Here is a 14,490-nt window from a genome sequence, read left to right on the forward strand (position 1 = left end):
AGAGTTTTTTCTCTTATAATGCAATAAAGTTTCAATTAAACCTATAATTTCATTAATATAAAAAGAATATGTGGGGAAAATAAGCTTTGAGGTGATGATTTAGATGAAAATAAATAATATAATGACAAAAGACATAGTATCCTTACAAGCAGAAGATACAGTAGAGCATGCTGCTCAGCTTATGAAAGAACATGGAGTAGGATCTCTGCCCATTTGTAATGAAGGAAAAATTGTAGGTATAATTACAGATAGGGATATAGCTTTAAGATCTGTAGCAATGGGAGAAAGTATACAAAATCAAACAGTAAGAAATATAATGACATCTAATCCAATCACAGTAAGTCCAAATATAAGTGCTACAGAAGCAGCAGAAATAATGAGTAAAAAACAAATCAGAAGACTTCCTGTTGTAGAAAATAAAAATTTAGTAGGTATGGTGTCATTAGGAGATATTTCAACAGAGCCTAATTTAGAAAACAGTGCAGGAAAAGCTCTTACAGGTATATCAGAAACAAATTTTTCAGAATTTGACTAATGCTATTAAATCCACAAGAATATAAAATCTTCTTGTGGATTTATTTACTTTACTAATATATAATATTCATGCAGAGTAATTATAATAAGGGAGCCATATTATATGAGTAAAGTGAAATTTATTTATAATCCATATTCAGGAGAAAACGCTATAATTTCAGACCTAGATACTGTTATAGATGTCCATCAAAAATATGGATATACTGTAATTCCTTATAGGATAAGTATGGAACATGAATTATCTGAGGCCTTTGAAGATATAGATGAAACCTATGATTACATATTAGTAGCAGGTGGAGACGGTACTGTAGATAACGTAGTAAATTATATGAAAAATTTAAATATAGACTTACCTATTGGTATTTTACCAGTAGGTACAGCTAATGATTTTGCTAAATTTATAGAGATTCCAGGAGATATTGGAGCTGCCTGTGAACAGATTTTAGATAGTGAACCTAAAGAAATAGATATTGGTAAGGTGAATGATAAATATTTTATTAATGTAGCTAGTACAGGGTTATTTACAGACGTATCTCAAAAAACTGATGTGAACTTAAAAAATACCATTGGTAAATTGGCATACTATGTAAAAGGCATAGAACAGCTTCCTAACTTTAGGAAAATAAATATAAAAGTTACCTCAGAAGTGCAAAACTTTGAAGGTGATATGTATTTAATGCTAGTTTTCAATGGTGAAACTGCAGGAAACTTTAAACTAGCATATAAATCTAAAATAGATGATGGTTTGTTAGATGTCATAATAATTAGAGCGGGTATGATTATAGACATAATACCTCTTTTTATAAAAATATTAAGAGGGGAACACCTAGAAAATGTAAATGGTATATTATATTTTAAAACAGATAAACTTACAATAGAATGTAATGATGATATAGCTACAGATATAGATGGAGAAAAAGGACCTAACTTTCCTTTGTATATAGAGTGCATAAAAGGTGGAATTAAAGTATTAGGAGTGAAAAATACAAAGGGTAGAAATACAAACAAAAAAATTAAAATTATAAAAAATAGAATTCACGGTAATTCATAAAATAAAAAAGTGTGTAGCACTTTTTTTATTTTATGAATAATGAACAATTTAGGTGGATTTTCTTCCGCTTTGCTGCAGAAAATCTTTGATTTTTTCCAGGGCTTGTTTGCTTCGCTAAACATCGCGATTTTTATAAAATTAAAATTTTTTCGTAATGATAATGGAGAAAAAATATCCACAATTGTTCATTCTTCATTATTCCTTGTTCATTAATAAAAATTTTGTTACGCAAAATTTTTATTAATGTATTTTTTTCTATTCTTCGGTAAAAATAAGATAGAAATACATATTATTAGTAGGGAGTGTATTAGTATGAAGAATAGGAGAATTAGTTTTAAAAAGGGTATATTATATTTTTTAATAGCAGCCATATGTTATTCTGCTGTGCATGTGTTCTTTAGTCCCTATAGTAAAGCTTTAAATGTAATAGCATATAATTATGGTTCAAAAGGTGGGGACGTATCTGAAATACAAAAAAAATTAAAAAATTGGGGATATTATGATGGAAGTGTAGATGGAATATATGGCTATAAAACCTTTCTTGCGGTAAAGAAATTTCAGGGTAAAAATGGATTAAATGTAGATGGAGTTGCAGGAAATAAAACATTGGCTGCATTAGGAATAAATGTAGCTCAGGCACAGGGGAGCAATACATCTAATAACCAAGATATAAATTTATTAGCAAGACTTATAAATGGAGAAGCCAGGGGAGAACCTTATGAAGGGCAAGTAGCTGTAGGAGCAGTTATTTTAAATAGAACAAGGGATCCACGTTTCCCCAACACTATAGCAGGGGTTGTATATCAGCCACTAGCCTTTACAGCAATAGCAGATGGTCAAGTAAATGCAGCTATGGAGCAAAGTTCTATGAAGGCAGCTATGGATGCAATTAATGGATGGGATCCATCAGGGGGGGCTGTATATTATTTTAATCCAGCTACAGCAACCAGTTCATGGATATGGTCTAGACCTTTAATAAAAGTAATAGGAAAACATAGATTTTGCAAATAAAAATAGGTTGACAAATAATAAATATAGAATATAATAATTAATATAGAATTCTTAGTGATTTACTCGGAAAATATAATTTGAAAAAATACATTGAAAGAGGAAAGTAATATATATGGAATTTTTAGAGAGAAAATCCCGTCGGCTGTAAGGATTTTTAAAGGAAGTATATGTGAAGTGCCCTCTGGAGTATTGCACCGAAATCAGTAGGCTGCAACGGTTTTACCCGTTATAGTAATAAAGCATTATAGTGCTTGAACTTTATTCTAAGCCTAATTTATAGGTAGAGTGGAATACGAAAGATACAACTTCGTCTCTATTTTTGAGATGAAGTTTTTTATTTATTCCATTATAAGGAGGGAAATTTATGTTTAAAAATTTAAAGTACGATATAGATAATATAATAAAAAATGATCCAGCAGCAAGAAATTCTTTAGAAGTACTGTTATTATATCCATCTATACATGCCATTATCAATCATAGAATAGCTCACTTTTTTTATAAGAAAAGAATGTTTTTTATAGCTAGATTAATATCTCAAATATCTAGATTTTTTACAGGGATAGAAATTCATCCAGGAGCTCAGATAGGAAATGGGCTCTTTATAGACCATGGTATGGGGGTAGTTATAGGTGAAACTGCTGAAGTAGGAAATGATGTTACTATTTATCATGGGGTTACTTTAGGAGGAACAGGGAAAGATAAAGGTAAAAGACATCCTACAGTTGGAAACAATGTTATAATAGGAAGTGGAGCTAAAGTATTGGGACCTATAGTAATAGGTAATAATGCAAAGGTAGGGGCTAATTCCGTAGTTTTAAAGGATGTACCAGAAAATAAAACTGCAGTAGGGGCACCGGCTAAAATAGTTGGAGAAAAGAAATCTGAAGTTGTAGATATGAATCTATACAGAACTATAGTAAGATAATGGAGTGTAAATCTTATGAAAGATAAGAAAAAATTGATTTTAGATTATTGTAAAGATTTAGGACTAGATACAGTTGGTATGACAGATGTTAGAAAAATCAATGAGCTAGAGGATTATTTGGTCTATAGAAAAGAAAAAGGATATGAAAATGAATTTGAAGAAGAAAATATAGAAAAGAGAATAAATTTAGGAGAAGTATGTAGTTGGGGAAAGGTGATAATAAGTATCGCCTTTCCTTATATGTTTAATTTTAAGTTTGAAGATGGAGTATATTTTTCTAAATACACTCAAGGGAGAGATTATCACAAGGTAGTAGGAGAATATTTAAAAAAAATATGCTGCTTTATAGAAAGTCTAGGTGGAAAAGCTGAATACTTTGTGGATAGTAATTGTCTTCCAGAAAGATATATTGCAAAGCTTTGTGGAATTGGTTTCATAGGAAAGAATAATATGTTAATAACGGAGAAGTACGGTTCTTATGTATTTTTAGGAGAAATTATAACAGATTTCTCTTTACCTAAAGATAATGAAAAAAATAATAAATGCGGACAATGTGACTTATGTTTAAAAGCTTGTCCTACGAAATCTATAAAAGAAAAAGAAAGTAATCCAAATATATGCCTGTCTTACTTAACACAGAAAAAAGATTTAGAAGATATGTGGTTAGATAAATTAAAAGGTAGATTATTTGGATGTGATACTTGTCAAAGAGTGTGTCCTTTCAATATGGAAGTAGAAAAATCACCTTTAATGGAATTAAAGCCTTTAGATTTTATGACAAATTTGCATTTAGAAGAATTAATATCTTTAAATAATAGAGAATTTAAAGATAAGTATGCCGTATCTTCTTGTGGGTGGAGAGGTAAGAATATTTTAATAAGGAATGCACTTATTAATGAATTTTATTATAATAAGGACGGAACTTTAGAAGGGAAAAATTTCAACTCTCCTTACATAAAGGATTATTACAGTAGACTTTTAAAGTTACACAATTTATAATTTAATTATAAAAGTATGAAAGGTGGAACAATTTATGATTTCTCCTAAGTTAGCAAAGTTAATATCTTACTTACCTGATAGTATTGTAAGGAAGATATCCAAAAAAATATTAAAGAGATATTTAGATGAGTATGCAAATATTAAAATAGAAGGATTGGAAAACTTAAATGATATAAAAAAACCCATACTGTTTATATCAAATCATTTAAGTAATGCAGATGCTTTAATAATAGATGATATTTTAAAAGAACAGGATATAACTTTTGTAGCAGGTATAAAGTTATCTAAAAATCCATTAACTAATTTAGGTCTTAAAATAACTAAAACTATAACAATAAAGCCTAATACAGCGGATAAAGAAGCTATATCTAATATAATAAAAACTCTAAAAGGTGGCAACAATGTATTAATATTCCCAGAGGGAACTAGAAGTAGAAATGGAAGTTTAATAGAAGGAAAAAAAGGTGTAATACTTATACAAAAGCTATCAAAGGCCACAGTAATTCCTATGAGTTTAACGGGAACAGAAAAACTTCTTCCTATAAATAATAAAGACATGGGAGCAGAAAAATTTAATCATTCAGATATACACGTTAAAATAGGAAAGCCATTAGATGACATACCTTCCAGACAAAAAGGAGAGAATAAGCACGATTATGAAGAGATGGTTTTAGAATATTTTATGAAAAGTATAGCTAGACTATTACCAGAAGAATATCAAGGAGTGTATAAAATAAATTGAATAAAAAAATAATAAAAAAGGTTATAGAAACACTAAGTAGAACCTATCCAGAAGCAAAATGTGAATTAGATTTTAAGTCACCCTATGAACTTTTAGTAGCAACTATATTGTCGGCTCAATGTACAGATAAGAGAGTAAATAAAGTAACCTCTGAACTTTTTAAAGGATACAATACACCAGAAAAAATCATTGAATTATCACAAGAGGAATTAGGTGAAAAGATAAAAAGCTGTGGTTTCTACAATAATAAAAGTAAAAATATATTAGGTGCTACACAAAAAATTCTTGAGAAGTTTAAAGGAAAAGTCCCAAAAACTATGGAGGAACTAATGTCTCTTCCAGGGGTAGGAAGGAAAACTGCTAATGTAGTACTATCTAATGCATTTGGAGTGCCTGCAATAGCTGTGGATACACATGTGTTTAGAGTATCAAATAGAACTGGTATTGCTAAGGGTAAAAACCCTGATGAAGTAGAAATGGAATTAATGAAAAATATAGACAAAGATATGTGGAGTATAACCCATCATTATTTAATATGGCATGGAAGATATACTTGCAAGTCAAGAAAACCACAATGTGAAGAGTGTCCTATAGCACCTTATTGTGAATATTTTACTGGAATAGAAAAAAGTTAAGAAAATATTAAAGGAATTTTTAAATTTATGAAGAATACTAAATATTGAAGGAAAATATTCAAAAAGTGTTTTCAAAAGAAAGCCAAATACTTTAAGATGCAAATTTTGAGGGGTAAAGCTTCAAAAGATAAACACTTGGAAGGAGGGTAGTATTAAATTTTAAAGATGAAAGAATAAAATCATTTTTAAAATTTAATAAAATGCTATGGATGTAAAAGAAATGGCTTTAAAATTACACTCGGAAAAGAAGGGAAAATTAGAAGTTGTAGGTAAGATATCTGTTAAGAATAGGGAAGATTTAGCATTGGCATATACGCCAGGAGTTGCTGAACCTTGTGTGCATATATCAAAGGATAAAAATAAGGTATATGAATATACTACAAAAGGTAATATGGTTGCAGTGGTTACTAATGGAACAGCAGTTTTAGGATTAGGAAACATTGGTCCAGAAGCTGCATTACCTGTAATGGAGGGTAAAGCACTTCTTTTTAAAGAGTTTGCAAATGTAGATGCTTTTCCTATATGTTTGGATACTGAAGATCCAGAAGAAATTATAAGAACTGTAAAATTAATGGCACCAGGCTTCGGTGGTATTAATTTAGAAGATATAAAAGCACCTGAATGTTTTTATATAGAAGAAAGACTTAAAAAAGAATTGGATATACCAGTATTCCATGATGATCAACATGGAACAGCTATAGTTGTATTAGCAGGTATATATAATGCTTTAAAAATAGTAGATAAAAAATTAGAAGAAGCAAAAATTCTTATAAATGGAGCGGGCTCAGCAGGAATCGCAATATGTAAGCTTTTATTAAATGCTGGAGCTTGTAATATTGTTATGTGCGATATAAATGGATCCCTAGTAGAGGGAGATGAGAATTTAAATCCTGCCCAAAAAGAAATAGCAAAAGTAACTAATAAAGAAAAAGAAAAAGGAAAGCTTGTTGATGTAATAAAAGATAAGGATATATTTATAGGAGTTTCAGGGCCTAAAATATTAACAAAGGAAATGGTTTCTACTATGGCAAAGGATAGTATAGTTTTTGCTATGGCTAATCCAGAACCAGAGATACTTCCAGATGAAGCTAAAGCTGGAGGAGCTAGAGTTGTTGCAACAGGAAGATCTGATTTTCCAAATCAAATAAACAATGTTTTAGTGTTCCCAGGTATATTTAGGGGAGCATTGGATGTAAAGGCTAGAGAAATAAACGAAGAGATGAAAATTGCAGCAGCAAGAGGAGTGGCAAATCTTATAAAAGAAGAAGACTTAAATGAAGAATATATAATCCCAGATCCATTTAATAAAGAAGTGGCAGAATCTGTATCAAAAGAAGTTAGAAGGATAGCAAAAGAAATGAATATCTGTAAATAAATATATAAGAAAAGAGTGTCTATAATTTAAAAATGTAGACACTCTTTTCTTTAAACTAAATTAAGTTTTTTCTAAGATAATCTAATGCTACAGTAACAGTTTTATTTCTCATAGACTGCCTGTCACCAGGGAAAATAAATTTTTTTGCAAAAGATTTTCCTTTTATATAATATCCTATATATACAAGACCTACTGGTTTTTCATAAGTTCCGCCAGAAGGACCTGCAATACCTGTAGTAGATATACCAATATCAGCGCCAGAACTATTAGCCACGCCTTTAGCCATTTCAATAGCAGTTTCTTCACTTACTGCACCAAATTTATTTAAGGTTTCTTTTTTAACACCTATTCTATTCATTTTAGAATTATTACTATAACTAACTATACCTTCTACAAGACATTTAGATATACCAGGATAATTAACTAATCTTCCACATAAAAGGCCACCTGTACAGGATTCAGCAGTGGCAATATATAAATTATTTTCTATTAAAAATTTTCCTATTACTCCTTCTAATGTATCCGAATCAGTACCATATATATTATTACCTAAAATATCTCTAATTTCTTTCTCTAAAGGGTATATTAAAGATAATGCTTCTTTTTCATTCTTAGCTTTAGCAGTTAGCCTTAAAGTTACCTCATTGTCCTTCGCATAAGGTGCAACAGTAGGATTAGTTTGATTTTCTATTAAATGATTTATTTCAGTTACAACCTTTGATTCGCCCATACCACATATTCTAAGTACCTTAGATATTAAAACACCTTCATTAAATTTTTTAAGATAGGGGATAACATAGTCTTTAAACATTGGTATTATTTCCTTTGGGGGACCTGGAAGCATTATTAAAAATTTATCGTTTTCTTCCATTATACAACCTGGAGCTGTACCAAAATTATTTGGTAAAATTGTTGATTTTTCTGGAAAATATGCTTGTTTCTCGTTATTTTCGTTTAGAATTTTCCCTTGTTTTTTAAAATAATTTTTTATGTTTTTTAATGATTCCTCATGTAGAAACATTTTTCTATTAAAATATTCAGCACCTATTTCTTTTGTAAGGTCATCTTTAGTAGGTCCTAATCCACCTGTAGTAATAACTATATTACTTCTTTTAAAGGATTCAGTAAGTTCTTCTTTTAACCTATTACCATTATCCCCCACTACAGATTGATGATATACAGATATGCCCATTTCAGCAAGTTTTTTGGAAAGGAATTGAGCATTTGTATTTACTATATCACCTAATAAAATTTCTGTACCAACGGCTATTATTTCTGCATTCATAATATCACCTCTTAAAATAATGATACCACAAACATTAAATTATTATTAAAAATAATCTATTATGTTGATAATAAAATATATAAGAAGTAAAATATAGTAACATTAACAAGTAGAATAAATATGATTTAATAAAGGAGGAGTTAAGTTGAGTAAAGGACTAAAAAATACTTTGATAGTTATTGGTGTATTGATTGTTTTAATTTTTCCAGTAATATCAACCTATAACAAAATGGTTGCTTTAGAACAAAATGTAATAAGATACTCTTCAAATATAGATACTGATTTGAAAAGAAGAAGTGATTTGATACCTAATTTAGTAGAAACAACTAAAGGTTATGCAACTCATGAAAAGGAATTATTTACAGATATAGCCAATGCTAGAGCAAAATTAGGTGGTGCAAACACCATTCAAGATAAAGCAAATGCCGATACTGAACTTTCTAGTGCATTATCTAGATTATTAGTAGTGGTAGAAAGGTATCCTGAATTAAAATCTAATGAAAATTTTAGGGCATTAATGGTACAGTTAGAAGGAACAGAAAATAGAATAAATGTATCTAGAAAAGATTATAATGAAGCTGTAGTAGCATATAATTATAGTATTAAAAGATTTCCAGCTTCAGTAGTAGCATCTATATTTAGATTTCAGCCAAAGGAACCTTACAAGGCAGATGAAGCTTCTAAAGAAGTACCAAAAGTAGATTTTAATACAGGAAAATAGAATATGAAAAAGATATTAAGATCTTTTTTAATCTGCCTATGTATAATTTTTATATCTATTCCTTTGGTCAGTGCAAAAGATAATTTACCAAAACCTACTAACTTAAAATACGTAAATGATTATACTAATACTCTAAGTTTAGATGCCAAAGAATATGTAGTATCTGTAGGTAAAGAATTAGAGGATAAAACAGGAGCTCAATCTGTAGTAGTTATTATAAATTCATTAGATGGCAACGATATACAAACTTATGCTACTAAATTATTTAGGGAGTGGGGAATAGGAGAAAAGGAAAAAAATAGTGGATTATTAATATTAATTTCTATGCAGGATAGACTTAGAAGGGTAGAGGTAGGATATGGTCTAGAGGGAGCTATTACCGACTTATATTCAGATCAGGTTATGGAGCAGATTTTTAAACCAAGTTTTAAAAATAAAGATTATGATAAAGGAATAACTGAGGCTTATTCAGCTTTTGCAGATGCCATAGCCAAAGAATATAATGTTGCATTAGAAAAGAATTCAAGAGTAGTTTTACCTACTAATGTAGAAGGGGAAAGTAGCAAGGGACCAGCCTTATTTTTAAGTATAATAGTTGTATTATTTATATTAGATAATATTTTAAACAGAGGAAGAGTAACAAAGCAAATTTTCCGAATGCTATTTTGGAGTAATAGAGGAGGAAGAGGAGGTCCTGGAGGCTTTGGAGGCACTGGTGGTGGCTTTGGAGGTTTTGGTGGAGGATCTTCGGGAGGTTCCTCAGGAGGTTTTGGAGGTTTTGGAGGAGGTTCCTCTGGTGGAGGAGGTTCTTCTGGAAGTTGGTAGATTTTAAAGTGAAAAACAGTAACATGAGTGTATTCATGTTACTGTTTTTTAAATTTTAGATTTTTAAAATGTGGTGCAATGAAATAATTACAAAAGAGGAATTATTAAGCTAGGCTATTTACGGAATATAATAAAACTAAAGGAAAATAATCAATCAACTAGTGGAATAATTGGGTAAACGTGGGTTAATTTAAATCATAAATTATTTTAAGAAATATTGTTTATAATTTTAATTAAAGCTATAATGAATATGTGCTTATATTAGGAGGTGAAATTATGGCAAAAAGAAAAAAAAGAAAGAAAAATTCAAGTAAAAAAATTACTATATGTTTAATAATAGCTGCAGTATTAATAGGGTTAACTTCCGTAAAAGCAGGGTATAGCTATAATAATATAAAACATTATGAGAATTTATTTTATCCGGGTATTACAGTTGGCAATGAGGATATTTCAGGTAAAACTTTAGAAGAAGGTAGAAAAATTATAAAAGAAAAATATGCAAATAAGTTGCTAAATAAAAAGATAACTGTAAAGATTCCAGAAGGTGAATATTCAATAACCTTTGATAAGATAGAGGGAAAATACGATATAGATAACTCGTTAAAAAAAGCTTATGACTATGGTAAAGATTCTAATGCATTTTCTAAATATAGAATAATAAAAAAAGCAGAAAAAAAACCTTTCGAACTTATGTTTTCTTATAATGAAAAAAAAGTAATTGATTTTATTAATGATGTAGAAAAAAAAGTAAATAAAGATGCAACTAATGCAAAACTTATAAAGAAAGGCGAAAATTTTAATATAATTCCAGAAAGTGTGGGAAAAAAACTAAATAAAGAGAAATTACAAAAAGATATATTAACTAATATAAATGGTGATATCTCTAAAGATTTAGTTGTAAATGGGGAAGTGAAAAATGTACAAGCTAAGGTTACTTCTGATAAATTAACATCAGTGAATAGTTTAATTGCTTCTTTTGGAACTAATTATGCAAATATATCTTCACAGCAAAGAGCAAATAATATAAGACTTAGTACGGAAAGTATAAATGGTACTGTGTTAATGCCAGGAGAAGTATTTAGTTTTAATGGAGCAGTAGGAGAAAGAACTGCTGATAGAGGATATCAAGCGGCATCAGTAATTATAGGTAATCAAGTAGAAGATGGTCTTGGTGGAGGTATATGTCAAACTTCATCCACTTTATACAATGCAGCTCTTAAGGCTAACTTAAAATCAGTGGAAAGAGCACATCATACTTTACCATCAAGTTATGTACCTTTAGGAAGAGATGCTACAGTAGATTGGGAAAATATAGATTATAAATTTAGAAATGACTACTCTTTTCCTATATATATAGAAGGATTAACTCAAAATGGAGAGGTCAGATTTAATATATATTCACATTCTTCTGTTAAAAATAGAAGGTATGAAATAACTACAGATGTATATGAAAATCTACCAACTGATACAAAAACAATACAAGATGCAAATTTATCAAAAGGCACAACAGAAGTAGTTCAGAAGCCTTATCAAGGATTTAAAGTTAAAGTTTATAGAAATATATATGAAAATGAAAAATTTATAAATAAAGAACTTATTTCAAATGATTTTTATAGGCCTATACAGGGAATAATAAAAGTAGGTACTAAAAAATAATATAGAGGAGTTGGAGGAGAAAAATCTCTTTTCAACTCTTCTACTTTTACTAGGGAAAGGGGAAAATATTTTGAGAGAAACAGAAATTGTGGAAAAAATTGTGTATAATGTGTCTAAAGCTATATTAGGAAAGGAAAGAGAAATATATGATATATTAAAAGCCATAGTAGCAAAGGGGCATATATTAATAGAAGACGTTCCAGGCATAGGGAAAACAACTCTTGTAAAGGCTTTAGCAAAGTCTTTACAATTACAGTATAAGAGAATACAATTTACTACAGATTTACTTCCTTCAGATATATTGGGTATATCCATATATAACGATAAACAAAGAGATTTTGAGTTTAGGAAAGGTCCTATATTTTCTAACATAATATTAGCAGATGAAATAAATAGAACTTCTCCTAAGACCCAATCTGCACTTTTAGAAGTAATGGAGGAGAAGCAAGTAACAGAAGGCAATGAAACTTATAAGTTACAGGAGCCTTTTATTGTTATAGCTACACAAAATCCTATAGAATTTGAAGGAACTTTTATATTACCAGAAGCTCAATTAGATCGATTTATTATAAAAATTAATTTAGGATATCCAGATAGGGAAAGCGAAATGAACATATTAAAAATATATAGTGAGGGTAATCCACTGAAAGTTTTAGAATCTGTAGTTGATAGAGAAGACATACTAATGTTGCAAAGAAAACTAAAAGAAACTAAGGTTAATAACGCAATAATAGAATATATAGTAAAAATAATAGAAGCAACGAGAAAGAATCCATATATAGAATTAGGTGCAAGCCCTAGAGCATCTTTGGCATTAATAAAAATATCACAGGCTACGGCCCTTATAAAAGGAAGATACTATGTCATACCTGAAGATGTAAAAGAAAATATAATTCAAGTTTTAGCTCATAGAATAAGATTATCATCTAAAGGAAGATTAGAAGGAATTACAGAAAAAGAAGTATTGAGTTTGATTATTAATACCATACCTTTACCTAAAATAAAAGGTGATTTTTCATGATAAAAATAAACAAAAAATTTTTATTAATATTTTTAGGAGCTTTTTTATATGCATTTTTTGAAGGAGGATACTTTGCTAACGCCATTTTTATATGTCTTGTAATTGTAGCTTTATTTTCATTTATGTACATATTAATCACTGCTAAACTAATGAAAGTAGAGATTACAAAACTTAAGAATAGTTTTATTACAGGAGAGAAAATAGAAATAAATATATCTTTACAAAACAAAAACTTTATCCCCGTAAATTACATAGAAATTAAATATAATGAAGATATAAATTGGAGTAATGAAAGTTTAGCGAATATTTTCAATTTAAAAGGTAAAGAAGTAAAACATATGAAAATGCATACTACTTTTTATATAAGGGGGATTTATAATATAACAGATATAAGTTTAATTATAAAAGATGTATTTAATATATTATATTTTAAAAGACTATTAAATGATGAAATTAGTGTAAAGATATATCCAAGGGTTTTGCAAATTAATAATTTTCATAATAATAGTCAGGAAAAACAAGTAGTAGGCACAAATCTATTAGGAAATATAGAAAGTAATGTGTTTACTAAAGATATTAGAAAATATAAAGTTGGAGATAATTTAAAAAGAATTCATTGGAAAGTAAGTGCTAAATATGGTGAGTTATATACTAAAAATTATGAGACTTATTCTAATGAAGTGTATAATATATTTTTAGATATGAATAAGGAAATCTACAAAGAAGAAGATGGAGATATTATAGAAGAACGGACTATAGAATTTTTACTATCTTTTTGCAAATATCTTTTAGATAGAAATATATCTTCTATATTAAATATAAATAATGAAAAATCTATTAAGTTTGTATTAGAGAAATCTAGAGATATAAAAGACATAGAGGAGTATTTTTTACATAATAAAAGTTTAGGAAAAGAAGATCTTGTTTATAATATGGGATTTAATTTTAATAAATTAAATAAAAGAGAAAGTATTATAATTATAATACCTTTTTTGAGAGAAGAGGTTTGGAAGAAAGCCTTAAAGCTAATACAACTTGGATATAAATTTAAGATATTTTACTATAAAATAGATTCTGAAATGTTATATCAAAAGGATATGCTAAAAGATATGGGGATAGAGTGCATAAGTTTTAAAGGTATTGTGGATAATTTTTAACCTAATTGTGTGAAATTCTCCCATCCTCTATAGGTGGTAGATGGATAGCACTTGCCGATAGACAACAAATATGATAAATTACAATCAGTTATATTAACTGAAAGGTAGTGTTATCAATTCGGTTAAATAATAATAGTCACTCAGTATTCTTACTAAATTATAATTTGGTATTAGTTATAAAATACAGAAAGAATGTTATAGATGACCAAGTATCAAATAGATTAAAAGAAATATTCGAGTATATCTGTCCTAAATATAATATTGTTTTAGAAGAATGGAATCATGATTTAGACCATGTACATTTATTATTTAGAGGTTCACCCAATACAGATATATCAAAATTTATTAATGCGTATAAAAGTGCCAGTAGTAGACTTATAAAAAAAGAATTTCCGAAAATAAAAAATCAGTTATGGAAAGAATATTTTTGGAGTAGAAGCTATTGTCTTATAACAACTGGTGGTGTTCCTATAGATATAGTTAAAAAGTATATAGAAAATCAAGGAATGAAATGATGTGAGGATATGTTAAAAGCTTATAAATATAGGATTTA

General features: G+C 28.8%; 15 protein-coding genes and 1 other annotated feature. Of the genes, 14 read left to right on the forward strand and 1 reads right to left on the reverse strand.

Annotated features, from left to right (window positions below; translation table 11 throughout):
• The first annotated feature begins 103 nt into the window (after positions 1 to 103).
• The 8 genes from B5D21_RS10455 to B5D21_RS10490 all read left to right on the forward strand — a co-directional run bounded on the left by B5D21_RS10455 (position 104) and on the right by B5D21_RS10490 (position 7,272).
• Positions 104 to 535, forward strand: coding sequence for a CBS domain-containing protein (locus B5D21_RS10455; protein WP_011098657.1), 432 nt, complete (start codon positions 104 to 106; stop codon positions 533 to 535).
• A gap of 102 nt (positions 536 to 637) precedes the next feature.
• The gene (locus B5D21_RS10460) at positions 638 to 1,585 is read left to right on the forward strand and encodes a YegS/Rv2252/BmrU family lipid kinase (RefSeq protein ID WP_011098658.1); all 948 of its coding nucleotides are present in this window, start codon (positions 638 to 640) and stop codon (positions 1,583 to 1,585) included.
• A gap of 312 nt (positions 1,586 to 1,897) precedes the next feature.
• Positions 1,898 to 2,596, forward strand: a complete 699-nt coding sequence (gene sleB, locus B5D21_RS10465) for a spore cortex-lytic enzyme (protein ID WP_035111004.1) — start codon at positions 1,898 to 1,900, stop codon at positions 2,594 to 2,596.
• An 81-nt stretch (positions 2,597 to 2,677) separates the two neighbouring features.
• Positions 2,678 to 2,914, forward strand: a binding site (T-box leader).
• A gap of 46 nt (positions 2,915 to 2,960) precedes the next feature.
• The gene (gene epsC / locus B5D21_RS10470) at positions 2,961 to 3,521 is read left to right on the forward strand and encodes a serine O-acetyltransferase EpsC (protein WP_011098660.1); all 561 of its coding nucleotides are present in this window, start codon (positions 2,961 to 2,963) and stop codon (positions 3,519 to 3,521) included.
• A 15-nt stretch (positions 3,522 to 3,536) separates the two neighbouring features.
• On the forward strand, positions 3,537 to 4,520 hold the full coding sequence (gene queG / locus B5D21_RS10475; RefSeq protein ID WP_011098661.1) for a tRNA epoxyqueuosine(34) reductase QueG: 984 nt from the start codon (positions 3,537 to 3,539) through the stop codon (positions 4,518 to 4,520).
• A 34-nt stretch (positions 4,521 to 4,554) separates the two neighbouring features.
• Positions 4,555 to 5,262, forward strand: coding sequence for a lysophospholipid acyltransferase family protein (locus B5D21_RS10480; protein ID WP_035111005.1), 708 nt, complete (start codon positions 4,555 to 4,557; stop codon positions 5,260 to 5,262).
• Complete coding sequence (gene nth / locus B5D21_RS10485; protein WP_011098663.1) at positions 5,259 to 5,897, forward strand: endonuclease III; 639 nt, start codon at positions 5,259 to 5,261, stop codon at positions 5,895 to 5,897. The genes B5D21_RS10480 and nth overlap by 4 nt, the downstream gene beginning before the upstream one ends.
• Positions 5,898 to 6,102: 205 nt before the next feature.
• Complete coding sequence (locus B5D21_RS10490; RefSeq protein WP_011098664.1) at positions 6,103 to 7,272, forward strand: NAD(P)-dependent malic enzyme; 1,170 nt, start codon at positions 6,103 to 6,105, stop codon at positions 7,270 to 7,272.
• A gap of 55 nt (positions 7,273 to 7,327) precedes the next feature.
• Here B5D21_RS10490 and B5D21_RS10495 read toward each other — a convergent pair whose 3' ends face one another.
• On the reverse strand, positions 7,328 to 8,557 hold the full coding sequence (locus tag B5D21_RS10495; RefSeq protein ID WP_011098665.1) for a competence/damage-inducible protein A: 1,230 nt from the start codon (positions 8,555 to 8,557) through the stop codon (positions 7,328 to 7,330).
• Between the two features lie 145 nt (positions 8,558 to 8,702).
• Between B5D21_RS10495 and B5D21_RS10500 the strand changes: the two genes are divergently transcribed.
• The 6 genes from B5D21_RS10500 (at position 8,703) to tnpA (ending at position 14,452) form a co-directional block, all read left to right on the forward strand.
• Positions 8,703 to 9,278, forward strand: a complete 576-nt coding sequence (locus B5D21_RS10500) for a LemA family protein (protein WP_011098666.1) — start codon at positions 8,703 to 8,705, stop codon at positions 9,276 to 9,278.
• A 3-nt stretch (positions 9,279 to 9,281) separates the two neighbouring features.
• Entirely contained in the window at positions 9,282 to 10,103 is an 822-nt protein-coding gene (locus B5D21_RS10505; RefSeq protein ID WP_011098667.1) for a TPM domain-containing protein, read from the forward strand.
• Between the two features lie 276 nt (positions 10,104 to 10,379).
• Positions 10,380 to 11,759 (forward strand): VanW family protein, encoded by a 1,380-nt coding sequence (locus B5D21_RS10510; RefSeq protein WP_035111007.1) that lies wholly within the window; start codon positions 10,380 to 10,382, stop codon positions 11,757 to 11,759.
• 70 nt (positions 11,760 to 11,829) lie between these two features.
• Positions 11,830 to 12,780 (forward strand): AAA family ATPase, encoded by a 951-nt coding sequence (locus tag B5D21_RS10515; protein WP_035111009.1) that lies wholly within the window; start codon positions 11,830 to 11,832, stop codon positions 12,778 to 12,780.
• Positions 12,777 to 13,937: a DUF58 domain-containing protein gene (locus tag B5D21_RS10520; RefSeq protein WP_011098670.1), complete on the forward strand. Its 1,161-nt coding sequence runs from the start codon at positions 12,777 to 12,779 to the stop codon at positions 13,935 to 13,937. Before B5D21_RS10515 ends, B5D21_RS10520 begins: the two co-directional genes overlap by 4 nt.
• 116 nt (positions 13,938 to 14,053) lie before the next feature.
• Positions 14,054 to 14,452: an IS200/IS605 family transposase gene (tnpA, locus tag B5D21_RS10525; protein ID WP_035111190.1), complete on the forward strand. Its 399-nt coding sequence runs from the start codon at positions 14,054 to 14,056 to the stop codon at positions 14,450 to 14,452.
• Positions 14,453 to 14,490: the final 38 nt, after the last annotated feature.

This window comes from Clostridium tetani (assembly GCF_900167265.1).
GTDB lineage: Bacteria > Bacillota > Clostridia > Clostridiales > Clostridiaceae > Clostridium_G > Clostridium_G tetani.